General features: G+C 75.0%; 16 protein-coding genes and 1 tRNA gene. 4 read left to right on the forward strand and 13 right to left on the reverse strand.

The features are described 5' to 3' along the window. Positions 1–23 precede the first annotated feature (23 nt). Positions 24–431, reverse strand: coding sequence for a PPOX class F420-dependent oxidoreductase (locus tag KRAD_RS15370; RefSeq protein WP_012086545.1), 408 nt, complete (start codon positions 429–431; stop codon positions 24–26). Between the two features lie 68 nt (positions 432–499). Between KRAD_RS15370 and KRAD_RS15375 the strand changes: the two genes are divergently transcribed. Continuing rightward, the gene (locus KRAD_RS15375; protein ID WP_012086546.1) at positions 500–991 is read left to right on the forward strand and encodes a methylated-DNA--[protein]-cysteine S-methyltransferase; all 492 of its coding nucleotides are present in this window, start codon (positions 500–502) and stop codon (positions 989–991) included. Between the two features lie 64 nt (positions 992–1,055). Here KRAD_RS15375 and KRAD_RS15380 read toward each other — a convergent pair whose 3' ends face one another. Then, positions 1,056–1,619, reverse strand: coding sequence for a low molecular weight protein-tyrosine-phosphatase (locus tag KRAD_RS15380; RefSeq protein WP_012086547.1), 564 nt, complete (start codon positions 1,617–1,619; stop codon positions 1,056–1,058). 135 nt (positions 1,620–1,754) lie between these two features. On the opposite strand from KRAD_RS15380, the gene KRAD_RS15385 reads away from it, so the two are divergent. Beyond that, on the forward strand, positions 1,755–3,998 hold the full coding sequence (locus KRAD_RS15385; RefSeq protein ID WP_012086548.1) for an immune inhibitor A domain-containing protein: 2,244 nt from the start codon (positions 1,755–1,757) through the stop codon (positions 3,996–3,998). A gap of 67 nt (positions 3,999–4,065) precedes the next feature. Here the strand turns inward: KRAD_RS15385 and KRAD_RS15390 are convergent, their stop codons facing one another. The 9 genes from KRAD_RS15390 to KRAD_RS15430 form a co-directional block, all read right to left on the reverse strand. Then, positions 4,066–5,760, reverse strand: coding sequence for a sodium:solute symporter family protein (locus tag KRAD_RS15390; RefSeq protein WP_012086549.1), 1,695 nt, complete (start codon positions 5,758–5,760; stop codon positions 4,066–4,068). Then, positions 5,757–6,044 (reverse strand): hypothetical protein, encoded by a 288-nt coding sequence (locus tag KRAD_RS15395; protein ID WP_012086550.1) that lies wholly within the window; start codon positions 6,042–6,044, stop codon positions 5,757–5,759. The genes KRAD_RS15390 and KRAD_RS15395 overlap by 4 nt, the downstream gene beginning before the upstream one ends. Before the next feature lie 266 nt (positions 6,045–6,310). Then, on the reverse strand, positions 6,311–8,905 hold the full coding sequence (locus KRAD_RS27595; RefSeq protein WP_012086551.1) for a hypothetical protein: 2,595 nt from the start codon (positions 8,903–8,905) through the stop codon (positions 6,311–6,313). A 34-nt stretch (positions 8,906–8,939) separates the two neighbouring features. Continuing rightward, positions 8,940–9,668, reverse strand: coding sequence for an esterase/lipase family protein (locus KRAD_RS15405; RefSeq protein ID WP_049821224.1), 729 nt, complete (start codon positions 9,666–9,668; stop codon positions 8,940–8,942). A gap of 31 nt (positions 9,669–9,699) precedes the next feature. Then, positions 9,700–10,455, reverse strand: coding sequence for an iron ABC transporter ATP-binding protein (locus KRAD_RS15410; protein ID WP_012086554.1), 756 nt, complete (start codon positions 10,453–10,455; stop codon positions 9,700–9,702). Next, positions 10,452–11,504 (reverse strand): iron chelate uptake ABC transporter family permease subunit, encoded by a 1,053-nt coding sequence (locus tag KRAD_RS15415; RefSeq protein WP_012086555.1) that lies wholly within the window; start codon positions 11,502–11,504, stop codon positions 10,452–10,454. Before KRAD_RS15415 ends, KRAD_RS15410 begins: the two co-directional genes overlap by 4 nt. Next, a complete protein-coding gene (locus tag KRAD_RS15420; protein WP_012086557.1) occupies positions 11,497–12,474 on the reverse strand; it encodes an iron chelate uptake ABC transporter family permease subunit in 978 nt (325 codons plus the stop codon). Before KRAD_RS15420 ends, KRAD_RS15415 begins: the two co-directional genes overlap by 8 nt. Before the next feature lie 21 nt (positions 12,475–12,495). Continuing rightward, positions 12,496–13,485, reverse strand: coding sequence for a siderophore ABC transporter substrate-binding protein (locus tag KRAD_RS15425; protein WP_012086559.1), 990 nt, complete (start codon positions 13,483–13,485; stop codon positions 12,496–12,498). A 260-nt stretch (positions 13,486–13,745) separates the two neighbouring features. Continuing rightward, positions 13,746–13,818, reverse strand: a tRNA-Arg gene (locus tag KRAD_RS15430). A gap of 285 nt (positions 13,819–14,103) precedes the next feature. Between KRAD_RS15430 and KRAD_RS15435 the strand changes: the two genes are divergently transcribed. Beyond that, a complete protein-coding gene (locus KRAD_RS15435; protein WP_041292137.1) occupies positions 14,104–14,529 on the forward strand; it encodes a hypothetical protein in 426 nt (141 codons plus the stop codon). Between the two features lies 1 nt (position 14,530). On the opposite strand, the gene KRAD_RS15440 is transcribed toward KRAD_RS15435, so the two are convergent. Both KRAD_RS15440 and KRAD_RS15445 read right to left on the reverse strand, forming a co-directional pair. Beyond that, on the reverse strand, positions 14,531–15,430 hold the full coding sequence (locus KRAD_RS15440; RefSeq protein ID WP_012086563.1) for an NAD(P)H-hydrate dehydratase: 900 nt from the start codon (positions 15,428–15,430) through the stop codon (positions 14,531–14,533). Beyond that, positions 15,427–16,188: a histidine phosphatase family protein gene (locus KRAD_RS15445; protein WP_012086565.1), complete on the reverse strand. Its 762-nt coding sequence runs from the start codon at positions 16,186–16,188 to the stop codon at positions 15,427–15,429. The genes KRAD_RS15440 and KRAD_RS15445 overlap by 4 nt, the downstream gene beginning before the upstream one ends. A gap of 157 nt (positions 16,189–16,345) precedes the next feature. Between KRAD_RS15445 and KRAD_RS24485 the strand changes: the two genes are divergently transcribed. Beyond that, entirely contained in the window at positions 16,346–18,001 is a 1,656-nt protein-coding gene (locus KRAD_RS24485; RefSeq protein WP_049821226.1) for a PP2C family protein-serine/threonine phosphatase, read from the forward strand. Positions 18,002–18,018: the final 17 nt, after the last annotated feature.

Genomic DNA, 18,018 nt, shown 5'->3' on the forward strand with positions numbered 1-18,018 from the left:
GGCGCCCGCGGCGGTCCGCGCGATCAGTCCTTCCCGGCCGCGCCCCAGCCGTGCCAGCGCTCGATCTCCACGAGGACGGTCACCCGGGGACGGTCCCGGTTCGGGTAGGGGCCGCCGGTGTAGTGGGTCGAGACGCGGTCGATGTCGGCGAGGCCGGGGTCGTCGCGGATCTCGGTGACCCGCCCCTGCACGCTGACGTGGGTGTACCAGTCGCCCTCGGCGAGCGCGGTCAGCGAGACCTGCGGGTTCGCCCGCAGGTGCCGCAGGCGGGCCCGGCCCGCGTCGAGGTTGAGCAGCAGCTGCCCGTCCTCGTAGAGGTACCAGGTGGCCACCGTCACCGGGTGCCCGTCGGGGTGGATCGTGCCCATGACCGCCGGGTTGGGGCGGGCGAACAGCGCGGCGACGTCGTCGGGCAGCGGGGGCTCGGACACGGTTCCTCCAGGGGGGTGCGGGTGGGATCCTGAGCACCGTACGACACCACCCGCGAGGAGGGGCCACCGTGCGCTGGAGCGTGCTGCCGTCACCGCTGGGCGAGCTCACCGTCGCCCGCACCGGGGCGGGACTGGCCGGGATCTGGTTCGCCGACCACCGCGGCGGGGTGAGCGAGACCCTCACCACCCGCGACGACACCGCCTTCGACGACGTCGCCGCCCAGCTCGCGGAGTACTTCGCCGGGTCCCGCCGCACCTTCGACCTGCCGCTGGACCCCCGCGGGGACGTGTTCGCCCGGTCGGTGTGGGACGCCCTGCGGGAGATCCCCCACGGCAGCACGGCGACCTACGGCGACATCGCCCGCCGCCTCGGCGGGATCGGGCACGCCCAGGCCGTCGGCGTCGCCAACGGCCGCAACCCGCTCTCCGTCGTCGTGCCCTGCCACCGCGTCGTGGGGCGCGACGGGGCCCTCGTCGGCTACGCGGGCGGGCTGTGGCGCAAGCGGTTCCTGCTCAGCCTGGAGGAGCCCGCGGCGGCCGAGGGGGGACGCCTCTTCTGAGCGGCGCCGCCCCGCCCGGGCGCCCCGCGGGCCCGGTGGGGACGGCTGGGGGCGCCTGGGGCGGCTAGGAGCGCGAGGAGGTCCCGGGGGCGCGCCCCGCCCCGTCCAGCCGCTCCCGCACGTGGGCCACGACGGCGTCGGCGGCGGCCTCGACCTGCTCCAGGGTCCGCTCGAAGTCGGTGCGGTCGCCGTACCAGGGGTCCTCGATGTCGAGGTCGGACTCGTCGACCCCTCCTCCGTCCCGCGCGTCGAGGCCGGGGGCGGCGGGGTCGAAAGACCGGTACATCGCCACCCGCCCGGCGCTGGCCTCGTCGGGGGCCTGGGTGCGCAGCCAGCGGGCGTGCCGGGAGGTCATGGCCAGCAGCAGGTCCCGCTGCCCGATCTCCTCCGCGGTGGCCCGGTGGGCGCGGTGCGCGGGCACCTCGTAGCCGTGCTCGCGCAGCACCGACGCCGCGCGCCGGTCGATCGGGTTGCCCTCCTCCTCGTCGGAGATCCCGGAGGAGTCCACGACGACGCGGTCGGCGAGACCGGCCGAGGCCAGGCGCTCGCGCAGCACCACCTCCGCCATCGGGGAGCGGCAGATGTTGCCGGTGCAGACGGTCATGATGCGCAGCGGATCGGTACTCACCCCCGCATTGTGTCGAACTCGGCCACCGCGTCCCCTTGTGGCGTCGCTGTGAGTGGTGAAAGCTCACAGCGCGCACCGGTCCTGGGCCTTCCGGGTGAAGAGCACCCGGGGACCGGCTCGATCCAGGAGGAATGCATGGGTTTCGACCCTTCGCGCGGGGGCCGGCTGGCCCTGGCCGCGCTGTCGGTGACGGCGCTCGCCGTCCCGGCGACGGCGGCCGCCGCGGCCGCCGCACCGGCGTCGTCCGCGGCCCCCGCCGCGTCCGACGTCCGTCTGCTCGACGGCGACTACAAGGGCGGGGCGCTGCTGCCCCTCGCCGAGACGACCACCGCGGAGGTGGGCGCCGAGGCCCGCTCCACGCTCTCCGCCCAGCGGCCCCGTCCCGGCGGGAAGCTGCGCGTCGGTGACCGCCGGGACTGGCCCTCGCTCATCGACGGCGGGGTCACCCCCGAGGGCGAGGTGATCGGCTCCGCCATCGACGTGCGCGGGTACACCCTGCGCGGGCTCGGCGACCACATCGAGGTCTGGGTCGCCGACGACCTCGGCTTCCCCGACGGCGACTGCCGCAACAGCCTCTCCGGGGGGGCGCTGACCACCGTCACCCGCAAGCAGGCCCAGAGCTTCGCCGACGAGTTCGACGACAACGTGCTCCCGATGGAGTCCGAGGCGTTCTCCGTCGCCCCCGACCGCGACGGGTCCGAGGCGGTGTTCGCCGACCTGTTCCCCGAAGGGACCTACCCCGCCGACACCTGGGAGGGCGAGGGCGACCGCACCGTCGCCCTCATCGACAACGTCCGGGACCAGAACTACTACGACCCGACGAACGAGAACGGCCGCACCTACATCGCCGGCTTCTTCTTCTCGACCTTCAACGAGCTGCTCGACCGCAACGTCATGACCATCGACGGGTTCGACTGGTTGCACCGCACGGGCACCAACCCCCCGGACGACTCCGAGGACGCCGACTACCAGGCGTGCGCGGAGTTCCTGGGCCGTCCCGGCCTCGGCGAGGCCAGCCCCCGCACCTACGAGGGCACCTTCGCCCACGAGTACCAGCACCTCCTGCAGTACTACGCCGACCCCGACGAGGTGAACTGGGTCAACGAGGGCCTCTCCGACTGGGCGCAGACCCTCGTCGGCTACGTCGACCCCACCATCCCGCTCGACGACCCCGCCGCCGACAACCACCTGGCGACGTTCTACGGCTGGAACCCGCAGCAGAGCTTCGGCGGACCGGAGCAGTCCGTCACCCAGTGGGGCGACCAGGGCGACCCGGAGACCCTCGCCGACTACGGCGCCGTCTACGCGTTCATGCTCTACCTCTTCGACCACTTCGGTGGCGACGCGTTCATGAGCCAGCTGCACGACGAACCCGAGAACGGGCTGGTCGGGCTGCAGCGGGTGCTGGACCGGACCGGACACCGCGTGCAGGCGCAGGACGTCCTGCACGACTTCCTGGCCGCGAACGCCGTCGACGCGGCCATCGATGCGGGTGCGAAGGTCAAGCGCGGGAACGCGGGGAAGCTCACGACCGCGTCGCTGTCGGCGAAGGTCAACTGGGACACCCCGCAGGCCTACGACTCGCCCGGTGCCCCCGTCAACGGGGCCGACTACGTCCGGCTGCGCAACCTCGACGGGTACCTCTCCGACGGGTTCGTCGACTTCGTCGGGGCGAAGAACTACCCCACGACCCCGGTCGAGTGGACCGTCGAGGACGGCGCCCTCGTCTCCGGCAGCGGCGACAACCTCGACCGCGCGGTCGTGCGGACCGTGGACGTCCCGGCCGCCGACCCGACCATCACCCTCGACCTCGAGCTGGACACCGAGGAGGGCTACGACTACTTCTACGTCCAGGCCCACGACCCGGCCACGGGCACGTGGGTGAACCTGCCCACCGAGGGGGCCGACGAGACCACCGGCGGTCTGTCCGGGACGTTCTCCGGTGAGCGGACCTGGGACGCCTCGGCCTTCGCGGGCCGCAGCGTCGACCTCGCCCTGCGCTACGTCACCGACGGCGGGGTCTCGAACCCCGGGGTCGTCGTGCGGTCGGTGCGCGTCGGCGGCGTCGAACTGCCGGGCGTCGCGGACCTGTCGACCTGGAAGTCCCTCACCCAGGCGCACCCCGTACCGGTCGCCGGCTGGACCGTGCAGCTCGTCGGCTACGACGCCGGGCGCGCCTCCGTCGTGAAGCTGCCGACCGTGTCCACGCCCTGGGGCTGGAAGACCGTCGCCCCGGTCTCCCTCGTCCTGGGCTTCAAGCCGGAGGTCGCCGCGGTGATCGTGACCGCCGACGACCCGACCGAGACGGCGCCCGCGTACGCGCCGTACCAGCTGTTCGCCAACGGGGTCCTGCAGCCCGGCGGTGGCTCGGGCGCCTGAGCCTCCGCGCCCGGACGACAGCGGCCCCGGGACCCGTGAGGGTCCCGGGGCCGCTGCGCGTGCGGGGTCAGACGATCGCGAAGAGCACGTACCCGCCGACGGCCAGCACCAGCACGATCACGCTGAGGACCGTGGGGGAGCGGTACCAGCCGGCCTCGCGCGGCACGGCCCGCACCGAGGCGGGGGTGAGGGACCAGACCAGCCCCGCCAGGTCCGCCTCCGGCTTGGGCGTCCCGGCGCGGGAGATCAGCCAGCCGACGAGGACGGCCACGACGGTCGCGACCCCGCCGCCGAGGAAGCTGGAACCCTGACCGGACAGGTCGAGGACACCCACCTGGTTCAGCACGAAGACGAGGACCGCGCTGAGCGTCCCCGACAGCAGGCCCCAGAAGCCGCCCGTCCCGGTGAGCTTCTTCCAGAACAGGCCGAACGCGAACACCGCGAACAGCGGGACGTTGAAGAACGAGAACAGCGTCTGGATGTAGTCCATGATGTTCGTGAAACCCGCGGCGATGAAGGCGGTGCCGATCGCCAGCACCGTCCCCACGACGGTGACCGTGCGGCCCACGTTCAGGTAGTACCGGTCGTCGCGGCCCGGGCGCAGCCAGTCCTGCCACAGGTCGTAGGTGAAAACGGTGTTGAACGAGCTCACGTTGGCGGCCATGCCGGCCATGAACGCCGCGAGCAGACCGGCGAGGGCCACCCCGAGGAAACCGTTCGGCAGCAGTTCCCGCAGCAGCAGCGGGACGGCGTCGTTGTAGGTGACGTCGCTGGGCAGGCCCTTCTTCAGGCTCTCGATGCCCGGGATGAGGACCGCGGCGATCATGCCGGGGATGATGATGACCAGCGCGATGAGGACCTTCGGGATCGCCGCGATGAGCGGGGTCCGCTGGGCCGCGGCCGCGTTGCGGGCCGAGAACGCCCGCTGCACCTCGGTGAAGTTCGTCGTCCAGTAGCCGAAGCTCGTGACGAACCCCAGGCCGAGGACGACCCCGAACGTGGAGCCGATGGCGCTGCCGATGCCGGTGAGGTCCTGGGCCGGGAACGCCTGCAGCATGTTCTCGCTGCCCTGGTCGGTGAGGCGGCCCACCAGGCCGTCCCAGCCGCCGACGCGGTGCAGGCCGACGATCGTGATCGGGACCATCGTCACCACGATGACGAAGAACTGCAGGACCTCGTTGTAGATCGCGGCCGAGAGACCGCCGAGGAACGTGTAGGCCAGCACGATGACGCCGGCGACGACGATCGCGAGCCAGGTCGGCCAGCCCAGCAGGGCGTTGACGACGATGGCCATCGCGTAGAGGTTCACCCCGGCCAGCAGGACCGAGGCGATGGCGAACAGCAGGCCCTGCAGGCGCTGGGTCTTGGCGTCGAAGCGGCGGCCGAGGAACTCCGGGACCGACCGCACCTTCGAGCCGTAGTAGAACGGCATCATCACCAGCGCGAGGAACACCATCGCGGGGATGGCGCCGATCCAGTAGTAGTGGAACGCCTGCTCGCCGAACTGCGCGCCGTTGGCGGCCTGGCCCAGGAGCTCGGTGGCGCCCAGGTTCGCGGAGACGAACGCGAGACCGGTGACCCAGGCGGGCAGGCTGCGCCCGGACAGCAGGAAGTCCAGGCTGGAGGAGACGTTGCGGCGGGCGATGAGGCCGATGCCGAGCACCACGAGGAAGTAGAAGCCGACCAGCAGGTAGTCGACGAGGTGGGCGTCGATGCGCAGCGTCGGCTCGGCGGCCACGGCGGTGGCGAGGGCGGCGCTCACTCCTCCCCCTCCCCGGTGGCGGCGGCGTCCGCGGTGGGCTCGGCGGGGTGCAGCGGTCTCGCCAGCGTCCAGCCGATGAAGACGGCGGACAGGGCGAGCATGCCGATCCCGCTCCACAGGTTGAGGTTGATCCCGCCGGTCTTGGCGCGGTCGGCGTCGGTGAACGACACCAGCCCCCAGACCAGGCAGACCACGCCGTAGACGGCGAACAGGCCGCCGATCACGGTGCGGATGTCGAAGAGGACGTCGGCCTTCCGGTCGGTCCCCCGTGGTTGTGCTGACACGAGTGAGCTCCAGGGCATCGTTGAAGGAACGCCGTACACCCTTGCACGGAGCAACGATCCCGGTGTCAGCGGGTACGTCCGAGCGGGTGGCTACGTTCCCCGCTGTGACCAGGGTCACTCGACCGTGTCGCGGAGCGCGAGCACCCGGTCACCCGTTCCGCCCCGGACGAGGACGTCCCGGGTCGCGGCGGCCGTGACCTCCTCGTCGACGACGTCCGCGGGGGCCTGCACGGTGCCGACCCGCCCCGGTGACCCGGGGACGGGTCTCAGTCGATCCGCACCCCCGCGCCGCGCATGCGCTTCTTGCTGCGCTGCACCGACTCCTTGAACGCGCGGATGACCTTCAGACCGCGCCGCCGGAACCCCAGGAGGTCCATCGCGCCGTCCAGGACGGCCTGCTCCGGGACCGCCAGGCCCAGCCGGGCGAAGGTGAGCGCGACCGCGGCGTCGATCACCGCGGGCGGGGTCTGGTCGACGTTGGGGTGCGAGCCGCCCAGGCCGGTGAGGAACTGCGCGAGGGTTGCCTCGGCGGCGGCCGCCGAGCCCAGGCCCTTGGGGAGTTCCACGACCCCGGTGGGTTCGGGTTCGGGCTCGGGCTCGCGCGTGGGTTCGACGACCGGTGCGGGCGTGGGCTCCACGACGGGCTCGGGCGTGGGCTCGGGCGTGGGTTCGGGCTCGACGACCGGCTCGACGACGGGCTCGACGACCGGCTCGACGACGGGCTCGACGACCGGCTCGACGACCGGCTCGACGACCGGCTCGACGACCGGCTCGACGACCGGCTCGACGACCGGCTCGACGACCGGCTCCACGACCGGCTCCACGACCGGCTCCACGACCGGCTCCACGAGCCGGGCCCGGGCCAGGTCCGCGGCGGCCGCGAGCGCTTCGAGCGCCCGCCGGGTGGTGGCCCGCGGGTCCCGGAGCCAGTCCAGGGCGGGCACCCGCAGGTGCGTCGCACCGGTCTCGGCCACCCGGGCCGGCCGCGCGACCTCGCGGTCGCGCACCGTGGGCAGTGCCCGGTACCCCGCGCCGTCCAGGTCCAGGGCGACCACCGGGACGGTCCCGTCGGCCTCGGCGGGGCCGGTGAGCAGGACGTCGACGGGGTGGCCGGCGAGCACGTCGCCCGTGGTGACCGTGGACCCGGGGGACCCCGACCGCAGCGCCGCCGCGATCGAGGTGCCCAGGACCTCGGTGGCCTCGGCGGCGGCGTCGCGGGGCACGGCCGGCCAGCCGAGCTCGTGCGGGGTCAGCGCACCCGCCGCGGCGCGCTGCCACGCCGAGCCCGGCTCCGCCGCGGCGGCCTCGCCGACCAGGACCAGCTGGCGGGCCCGCCCGGCGAGCTCCAGCACCTCCGCGGCGTCGACCCGGTGGGCGTCCACCACCACGAGGACGTCGACCCCGGTGTCGGGGACGGAGGTGCGCACGGGGCCCGCCGATCCGTCGGCCAGCGCCGCCCGCAGCCCGGCGGCGGCGCGCTCGTGCCGCGCGGCGGCCAGCGCGCGCAGCTCCGCCGCCGCGTCCGCGGCGGGGGCGGGCGCGCGGGTCTCGACCAGGGCCCGCAGCCAGGCGGCGCGGACGAGGTCCGCGGCGTCCCCGGGGGCCGCCCCCGCGGGCAGCGCCGCGGTGAGGTCGTCGAGCTCGGAGGGGGTGAGCGGGGGACGGCGCTGCGCGTCGCGGGCCCCGGCCACCAGGCCCTCCGCCCGGGCGGCGAGCGCGGGGAGCTGCGCGGGGTCCAGGTCGTCGGGGTCGGCGGGGAGCTCCGGCAGGACCGCCGCCGCGCCGGCGAGGGCCCGGCGGGCGGTCTCGAGCCGGCGGGCGAGGTCGGGGCGCCCGGGCCACGGCCCGGGGGTCCCGGAAGCCTCCCGGGCCCAGGCGTCCTGCACCTCCTGCAGCGCCTCGACGTCGCGCAGCCCGAAGGAGCCGTCGTGGCGCAGGGCCCCCAGCCGCTTCACCTCCCGGCGGCGGTCGCGCTCCTCCGCGCTCAGGAAGGAGCGCTGCTGGCGGGTGAGGACCGAGCGGGCCTGGGCGAGGTCGGTGCGCAGCGCCCCGGGCACGTACGTGCCCGAGAGCGCCTCCACGCGCCCGAGGACGTCCATAGCGCGGGTGAGGTCGGCGAGGGTGCGGGGAGGGTTCCAGCCGAGCTCCCCGACCAGGCGCTGCCCCGCCTCGTCCAGCTCCCGCAGGGCCGCGGGCAGGGCCTCGACCGCGGCCACCTCGCTCCCGGAGCGGCCGGCCAGCGGGTCCGGACCCGCGAGGGCCCCGCGGTGCACGGCCTCCGCGACCTGCTCCCGCTGCGCCGGCGTCCAGCCCGCCGCGCCCGCGAGCAGCGGGGGGTGCACGTGGCGGGCGCGCAGGGCGACGAGCTCGGCCGCCGCGGCGAACGGGCTGGGGGCACCCTCGGCGGCCGGCTCGTGCAGCTGCTGCGCGCCGCGCCCGAGCAGGTCCACCAGGGCCGACCAGCGCCCCGGCTCCCCGGCGGGGTCCCCGCCCGCGGGGACGGGCGCCGGGTCGCTCCCCGGCCGGCCCAGCGCGGTCACCGCGGCGCGGACCCCGTCGCCCGCGGGGCCGGTGAGCACGGCCACGTCGGCGCCGCGGGCCGCCAGCACCGCCACCAGCCCCGCCGTGAACGCGGCGGCCTCCTCGCCCGCGTCGACCACCGCGGGGGCGCCGGCGAGGACGGCGGCCACGGCCCGGGTGTGCCGGGAGGTGGCGCTCGCCGGCAGCAGGTCGCTCCAGCCCGGCTCCACCGGGTCGGGGGCCGGGACGTCCGCGATCCGCGTCGCCGACCCGTCCCGCAGCGCCCGGAGCAGGTCGGCGTGGAGGGCGGCGTCCGGGACGTGGGGGGTGTCGGGGCTCACGCCCGTGAAAGTACCGGTCGGCGGGGGGAGCGGCTCAGGACCCGCCGGGCGGGGCGCCGCCGAGACCGGCCACGGCCCGCACGACCGCCTCGTGCAGCACGGGGTTCCCGAGGGGGGCGAAGTGCCCGTCGAGGGGGAGCTCGACCTCGACGGCCCCCGCGAGGCCCGGGGCCCCCTCCGCGCGGGGGACGTGCGGGTCGAAGCGCGGGCGCAGCGCCACGATCCGCGGGTGGGACCGCACGTCGGCCACCAGCTCCCGCAGGGCGCGCGGGGACATCCGGCGCACCGCGCGGGCCGGGAACCAGGCGGCGTGGCGGGACCCCGCGAACGGCGTCGCCACCGCGACCACCCCCCGCACCCGCGCGTCGACCTCGGGCAGGGCCAGGGCGGTCTTGGCGATGAGGCCGCCCTTGGAGTGGGCGACGACGACGACCCCCCGCAGGTCGAGCTCCACGAGGCGGTCGCGCACCGCCGCGGCCCCGACGTCCAGGTCGGCGGAGTTGGTGCCCAGGCCGGGGACGACGTGGACGGGGTGGCCGGCGGCGTGCAGGGCGTCGCCGAGCCCGCGCAGCACCGACCACGACTCCCAGACGCCCGGGAGCAGCAGGACCGGGGTGCCGGGGCCACTGAGCCAGCGCGCGGGGTCGGGGGGAGCCAGCCACGCCCGGACCTGGGCGGTGACGATCCAGGCGTAGTCCGCGGCGCGCACCCGCAGCCGCAGCCCGCCCGGGCGGGCGCCGGGGGTGGTGCGGCGGGGGATCACCGGCCCATCGTCGCCCACCCGGCCCCGCGCCTCAGTGGTAGACGGCGATGGGGCCGTGGGGGCCCTCCAGGCAGGTGACGGGGGTGTCGAAGACCCGGGTGAGGACGTCGCCGGTGAGGATCTCGGCGGGGGTCCCGAACTCCACGACGCGACCGTCCTTCACCGCGCAGATCCGGTCCGCGTAGCGGCCGGCGAAGTTGATGTCGTGCAGGACGACGACCACGGTGCGGCCCAGTTCGTCCGCGGCCCGGCGCAGGTGCTTCATCATCTGCACCGAGTGCTTCACGTCGAGGTTGTTCAGCGGCTCGTCCAGCAGCAGGTACTCCGTCTCCTGGCTGAGCACCATCGCGACGTAGGCGCGCTGGCGCTGGCCCCCGGACAGCTGGTCGAGGTAGCGGTGCTCCAGCTCCCCGAGGTCGAGGAAGTCGATGGAGCGGGAGACCACCTCCTCGTCGGCGCGGGTGAGCCGGCCCCGCGAGTGCGGGTAGCGGCCGAACGCGACGAGCTGGCGGACCGTCAGCCGGGTGACGAAGTGGTTCTCCTGGCGGAGGATGGAGACGACCTTCGCCAGTTCCGCGGAGGGGGTGCGGCTGACGTCGTGGCCCCCGACCACGACGGCGCCGGCGTCCGCGCCCAGCAGCCGCCCCACCAGCGTCAGCAGCGTGGACTTGCCGGCGCCGTTCGGGCCGACGAGCGCGGTGACGCCGCCGGCGGGGATGCGCAGGTCGACGGGCCCGATGGACACCTCGGCGGAGTGGTCCTTCCGCACGCCCAGGAGTTCGATCACAACCGGCCCTTCCGCAGCAGCACGACGAGGAAGGCGGTGCCCCCGACGGCCTCGATGATGATGGATACCGCACCCTCGGCGTGGAAGACGTTCTTCAGCACGACGTAGGCCCCGGCCAGGACGACGAAACCCGACACGGCCGCCACCGGGAAGAGGTGGCGGTGGTGGTGGGTCGGGGTGAGCTGGTACGTCAGGGTGGCGACGAGGAACCCGAGGAACGTCATGGGGCCGACCAGGGCGGTGGAGACCGCCATGAGGACCGACACCAGGGACAACGTCACCAGCACGTCGCGGCGGTGGTTCGCGCCGAGGGTGACGGCGACGTCCCGGCCGAGGGCGAGGACGTCGAGGCGGGCCGAGGACCGCCACAGCGCGGCGGCGGCGAGCAGGCAGAGCGGGACGGCGACGGGCAGGTACCCGGCGTCGGCGTTGGCGACCGACCCGAACAGGCGCGCGGTGAGGACGTCGAACTCGCTGGGGGTCAGCAGCCGCTGCATGAACGTGGCCACCGACCGCAGCCCGCCGCCCAGCACGATGCCGATGAGCAGCACCACGTGCAGGTTCGCGTACCGGCCGCTGAGCAGCCACCCGTAGAGCAGCAGCGAGAACCCCACCATGAGGACGACCTGCAGGCCGAACTGCGGCAGGCCCTGCAGCGCGACGACCCCGGCCGCGCCGAGGACGTAGACGGCGGAGGTCTGCAGCGCCACGTAGAGCGCCTCGAACCCCACGACGGAGGGGGTGACGATGCGGTTGCCCGTGACCGTCTGGAACGCCACGGTCGCGGTGGCCTGGCACACGGCGACGACGGCGATGACCACCAGGCTCGTCGCGCGCAGCTGCGCGATGCGCCGGAACCCGGGGGTCCCGAACGGCAGCGGGTTCCCCCAGGTCAGGACGAGCGCGGCCAGGACGAGGGCCAGGGCGGTGAGCGAGCAGAGCAGCACCCGGTGGCGGCGCCGTTCCCGGGGGGTGCGGAACGCGTCGGTGCGGTCGGCGCGCGCGGGCGGGGCGGCCGCGACGCCCGGGAGGGTTCGCGGTTCAGGCACGGCGGCGGCTCCGCAGCAGCAGGACCACGAACACGACGGCCCCGACGACGCCCAGGACGAGGGAGACGGGGACCTCGAAGGGGCGGATGACGGTGCGCCCCAGCAGGTCGCACACCGTCACGGCGGCGATCCCGAGCAGGCACACCCACGGCAGGTTGGTGCGCAGGTCGTCCCCGCGGAACATCGAGACGACGTTGGGGACGATGAGCCCGAGGAAGGGGAGGTTCCCCACGACGACGGTGACCACGCCGGTGGCGACCGCGATGAGCGCGGTCCCCAGCAGGACGACGCGGTCGTGGTCGAGGCCCACGGTGGTGGCGACGTCCTTCCCCAGGCCGGCCAGGGTGAAGCGGTCGGCGCCGACGAAGACGAGGACGACGGCGGCGGCCGCGATCCACAGCACCTCGTACTGCCCGCGCAGCACCGAGGTGAAGCTGCCGGCGAACCAGATCCCCAGGCTCTGCAGCTTGTCGGTGGCCAGCGCCAGGTACGTGGTGACCGAACCCACCACCGCCCCGAGCATGATGCCCACGATCGGGACGACGAGGGAGGACGTCAGCGCCACCCGCCGCAGGACCAGGAAGAAGACCATCGTCCCGGCGAACGCCGCCGCGACGGCTCCCGCCATGCGCACGGTCAGGCTCGCGTCGGGGGCCAGGACCATCACGACGAGCAGGCCGAGACCGGCCCACTCGGTCGTCCCCGTCGTGGTGGGTTCCACGAAGCGGTTCCGGGTCAGCATCTGCATCACCAGTCCCGACATGGCCATGGCCGCCCCGGCCAGCACCAGGGCGATCGTGCGCGGGACGCGGGTGATGCGGAACATCTCCGCCCCGTCCTCGGACCCGATCACGTCGTACGCGCCGGTGAGGAGGGACAGCGCCAGCAGCACCGCGACGCCGAGGACGCCGAGGAGCAGCTTCGGTTCGAGCAGCCGCCGCTCACCCCGCGGCCGGGTCGCGGTCGCCACCGTCACGCCCCCTGCGCCCCGTCAGGCCCGCTCGAGCTGGTCGGCCAGCGCGTCGAAGAACTCGGTGTAGGTCTGGATGCCCTCGTTCGTGTAGGTATCCGCGGGCAGGGACACGACGTTGCCGGTCCGCACGGCGCTCACCCCGGCCAGGGCCTCGCTGGACTCGATGGCCTGCGCCGCGGGGACGTAACCGGGGGCGGCGGCCTCGCTGGTCGCGGCGTCGCGGTCCATGACGATGATCAGGTCGGGGTTCGAGGTGGCGATCGCCTCGACGGAGATGTCGTCGCCCTGGTGGTCGTCGCTGCCGCCGGGGACCTCCAGCGCGGGGGTGAGGCCGAGGACGTCGAACACCGGGCCGATGGTGCGGCCCGTGCTCGGGGCGACGTAGCCGAGCTCGCCGCCGGAGACGATGAGGCCCATGACGGTGGTGCCGGGGGAGTAGGCGGCCTTCGCCCGGGCGATCGAGGCGTCGAGGGCGTCGTTGAGCGCCTCCGCCTCGGTCTGCTTGCCGAAGACCTCCCCGAGCAGGGTCGTGCTGCGCTTCAGCTCGGCGTCCAGGGGTTCCCCCTCGCGCGGGTCGACCTCGACGACGGCCGCGTCCGGGGCGAGTTCCACGAGGTCCCCGCGGAACTGCGCGAAGCGCCCGCCGTTGACGATGAGGTCGGGGTCGGCGGCGACGACGGCCTCGAGGTCGGGTTCCCGGTGCGTCCCGAGGTCGACGACGGAGTCGTCGGTCTTGTAGGAGACCGTCGCCGGCATCAGCGCCCGCGGCGCGGCGGTGAGCGGCACGTCCCAGGCGTCGAGGGTCTCGAACGTGCTGTTGTCGGTGGCGACGACGGAGCGGGCGGGGGAGGGGACGGTCTGGGGGCCGTGGTTGTCCTGGACGGTCACCGTCGTCGGTTCGGCGGCCGCGGCGGGTTCCTCCGCGGACCGGGTGCCCGAGCAGGCGGTCAGGGTCAGCGCGACCAGCGTCCCGGCGGCGGCGAGGCGGAGCGAACGGGCAGGAGGCATGGCTGTCCCTCGGGGGTGTCGACGACGGGTCCGTGCGCGTCCCCGACCCGGGGAGGCGACGTTCAGTTGAGCCTAACCTAAGCCGAGGTGGGCCGAGGTGGGGGTGCGCGCAGGTGGCGCGGACGGCGTCGTCCGGCCGGACGGGGCGCGGCGGGACGGGGGCGCGGCGGGTGGGGTTCGCGCGAGGAGTGGCCGACGGGGCCCCGGGTCCGGGGAGGGTTCCGCGGGAGCGGGTCTCGACACCGCGACGCCCGAGGGAGTGCCCCCGGCAGGATTCGAACCTGCGACACACGGTTTAGGAAACCGATGCTCTATCCCCTGAGCTACGGGGGCGCAGCCCAGAGCCTACCGGTGGGGCGCGCGCGGCCGTGCGGTGGCCGCGGCCGGGGCGCCCGTTCGTACGACGTCGTCGAACTACGACGCTGTGTCGTTGGGAATCTCCTGCGCTGCAAGCGAACACCGGCCCCGCACCGCGCCCCCGCGGTCACCGGAGGTCCGTCCGGGTGCCTACACTCAAGCAGCAAGGACCACCGACCGATGGCCTCTCTAGGTGATCGGGCACGAGTCGACGGGGACTCCGACACCCACTCGACGTCGTCTCCTGAGGAGTACACCGGAATGCCCGCCACCACGCTCCGCACCGCTTCGCGCGCCGACCGCGCGCAGCAGCTCCCGACCCAGCGCCGCGCGCCCCGCCAGCAGGCCGCCGTCGCCGCGCTGGACGCCGCGCTGCAGGAGTCCGGCTGCATCCTCGTCTCGACCTCCGTGGCCGAGGCGGGCTGCACCCTCGCCTTCTACGACGCCCGCTCCCTCGGGCGCGCCGTCGACGTCATCGCCTCCGCCGCCGCCCGCGCCGGCGACGCCGGCCTCGCCGCCCGCGCCCGTCAGCAGGGCGGGGCCGCGTGGAAGGTGACCGCGCAGCCCCAGACCTGGAACGGCACCGAGGGCGACCCCGAGGCCTGCGGCAACCGGTCCTCGACCAGCTGGCGCCTCGACATCCCGCTCACCGACCTCGTCCCGACCGCCGCCGCCCTGCTGGCCTGAGCTAGACCTCGATCTCCGCGAGCACCGCCGGCACCTGGGCCGGCAGCTCGCGGGCCAGGAAGCCCAGCCGGCCCACCGAGCTGGCCAGCCGGTCACCGGCCCGCCCGTGCAGGTGGCAGGCCCACACGGCGGCCTGGACGGGGTCCGCGCCCCGCGCGCACAACCCCGTGACGATCCCCGACAGGACGTCGCCGGACCCGGACACCCCGAGCCCGGCCCCGCCGGAGGAGTCCCGCCACAGGCGGCCGTCGGGCGCCGCGATCCACGACTCCCCGCCCCCCGCGGCGACCGCGCACCGGCTGCGCCGGGCCAGCTCCACGGCCGCCGAGGCCACGTCGGCTTCCACCTCCTCGGGCTCGGCGCCCAGCACGATCGCCAGCTCCGCCAGGTTCGGGGTGAGCACCGCCGACCCCTGCAGGTGGTGCAGGAACGTCACGTCCGCCGTCACCGGCGCCAGGCCCAGCGCGTCCAGGACCACGACGTTGCCCAGGCCGGGGACCAGCTGCTCCAGCAGCGCCCGCACGTCCGGCTCGTCGACCGCACCCACCCCCAGTAGCGCCGCGTGGGCGTTGCGGACCAGGTCCACCAGTTCCCCGCCCTCCGCGGCGCACGCCGGGTCGATTCCCCCGCCCCCGGTCTCCGGCAGCGGCAGCACCAGCGCCTCGGGGACGGCCACGCCCATCGCGGGGGCCGTGGAGCGGGTCGTGGCGACCTGCAGCTTGCCCGCCCCGCACCGCAGCGCGGACTCCGCGGCCAGCAGCACCGCACCGGGGGTGCGGGTGCTGCCGCCCACCACGATCGTGCGCCCGCGCGACTCCTTCCCCGTGCCCGGCGGGGGCAACGGCCAGTCCCGCAGGACCGCGGAGGTCACGGTCACGGCCCGGTCAGCGGTGTTCGTCATCGTGCCCTCGGTTCGTCGTCCACGTCGTCGTCGGTCAGCCGCACGTCCTGCACGGCGGTGGTGTCGCCCGCCAGCCCCAGCGCCATCGCGGCGCCCTCGCGGCGGTAGGCGGTCACCGAGCAGTTGGCGAGGGGGGCCTCAGCGTCCAGCTGCAGCAGGCGCGCCTCGTCCAGCCCCTCCAGGACCAGCCGGAAGTTCATGATCACCGCTTGGTGGGAGACCAGCAGGACCCGCCGGCCGGGGTGCTCCTCGCGCAGGGAGGACAGGACGCTGCGCACCCGCAGGGCCACGTCGCACCAGCTCTCCCCGCCCGGGGGGCGGTAGTAGAACTTGCCGATCCGCTGCCGGCGCGCGGCCTCCTCCGGGAAGCGCGCGCGGACCCCCGCCCCGGTCAGACCGTCCCACCAGCCCAGGTCCCGCTCGCGCAGCCGCTCGTCGGTGCGCGGCTCCGGGACGTCGTGCCCCGCCCCGCGGGCCGCCTCCACGACGGCGAGGGCGGTGTCGTGCGCCCGGGCGTAGGGCGAGCAGAGCACCACCTCCGGCGGAGCCGGAGCCCCCTCCGCGCTCGCCAGCCAGTGCCCCACCGCGCGCGCCTGACGGGCCCCCAGGGGCGAGAGCGGGACGTCGGCGTCCCGCTCGGCGACGTCCACCACCTCGGCGCGGGTCGAGCGGGCGTGCGCGTCGGCCAGGTTCCCCGTCGACTGCCCGTGGCGGACGAGGACGAGTTCGGCGGGCCAGGAGCGCGAGGCGTCGATCACGGCTCAACCTCTACCCCTCCTCGTGCGGCCCTGCCCGCTGAGCCGGGCCGGGACGCGCTCGGGGGAAGGGGATGACAGCCACGGGGGGGAGGATGACAAGGTGTCACCACCCGTGGCGGTCGATCCGGCGCCGCGGTCGAGGCGAGGAGGGACGGGCGTGCTGAGCGCGTGGCACCGCCTCATGACGAGGACGACGTTGCAGCGGCGGGTCTCCGTCCTGGGCCTGACCTTCCTCCTGATCGTGCTCGTGCTCACCGCCGTGCTCGTGCGGAGCCTGGTGACCTCCTCCCAGGGTCCGGGAGGAGCCCAGGAGGAGACCTTCGACCGGACCTTCACCGACCAGGTGGGCACCTTCCAGCGCGGCCTCGTCGTGGCGCAGGTCGCCCACCAGGGGTTCATCACCGCCGACGACACGACCTACGCCGACCGCCGCGCGGCCCGCGCGAAGGCCATGGCCGACTACGCGCGGGTGCGCACCCAGCTCGTCGCCCGGCTGCCCGCCCTCGACACCCCGACCCGGCGGCAGCTCACCGGCGTCCTCGACGGCGCCGCCCGGTGGCGCTCGCTGGCCGACGGCCAGGCCGCCCTGAAGGAGGCCTCGAACCAGGACGGGCTGAGCGCCTCCATCGTCAACGCCCCCGCGACCACCGCCTTCGGCACCGTGTACCGGGACGTCGCCGTGCTGCACCAGCACCTGACCACCGCCCGGGAGGAGGCGACGAAGCAGTACCAGGACGAGCGCAACCAGACCCGCTGGAGCCAGTTCGTCGTCGCCGCCATCGCCCTGCTGCTGGTGCCGATCGCCCTGCACCTGGTGCGGCGCTGGGTGATCCGCCCCCTCGACGCGCTGTCCGCGCAGCTGGTGCGGGTGGGCACCGGCGACCTGCAGACGCCCATCGCGCTGCCCGGCCCGCCCGAGCTCGCCGCCGTCGCCGCCTCCGCGGAGATGATGCGCCGGCGGATCCTCGACGAGCTCGCCGACGCCGTCTCGGCCCGCGAGGCGCTGGCCCAGGGGCAGCCGCTGGTGGCCGAGGTGCGCGACCAGCTCGCCGCCCACGACCTCCCCGTCGTCGCCGGCTGGTCCTCCGCCGCGGCCCTGCGCCCGGCCGAGGGGCTGCTCGCCGGCGACTGGTACGACGTGCTGCCGCTGCCCGACGGGCGCTTCGCCGTCGTCGTCGCCGACGTCTCCGGCCACGGCGCCCGCGCCGGCATCGTCGCCATCCAGCTCAAGCGCCTCCTGGAGGCGGCCCTGCACCTCGCCCCCGAACCGGACCTGGCCCTGGCCATGGCCGCCCGCGTCTTCGCCGACGAGGCCGAGCGCTTCGCCAGCTGCGTCGTCGTGGTCGTCGACCCCGACTCCGGCACCGTCCGCTACGCCAACGCGGGCCACCCCGCCCCGCTGGTCCTGCGCCGCGACGACGCCGTCGAGGGCGGGATCCGCGTGGTCGGCGAGCTCGGGCCCACCGGCCCGCTGCTGTCCTGGCTGCACCTGGACGTCCCCGGCAGCTGGCGCACCGAGACCGCGTCGATGGCGCCCGGGTCGCTGCTGGTGGTCTACACCGACGGCCTCACCGAGGCCCGCCCCACCGGCACCACCGACGAGCTGGGCATCTCCGGGGTCCTCCAGGCCCTGCGGCGGCTGCCCGAGCTGACCCCGCAGGCCCTGGTCGAGGAGGCCCTCGAGGTGGCCCGCCGCCACAGCGGGGGCCGGGCCCGCGACGACGTCACCCTGGTCGCCCTCGCCCGCGGCAGCGCGCTCCCCGCGGCGCGCCCGCTCGGCGCGCGCGACGGCGCGCACGAGCTCCGCACCTGAGCCGATCGGGCGCCGCG

Source organism: Kineococcus radiotolerans SRS30216 = ATCC BAA-149, assembly GCF_000017305.1.
GTDB lineage: Bacteria > Actinomycetota > Actinomycetes > Actinomycetales > Kineococcaceae > Kineococcus > Kineococcus radiotolerans.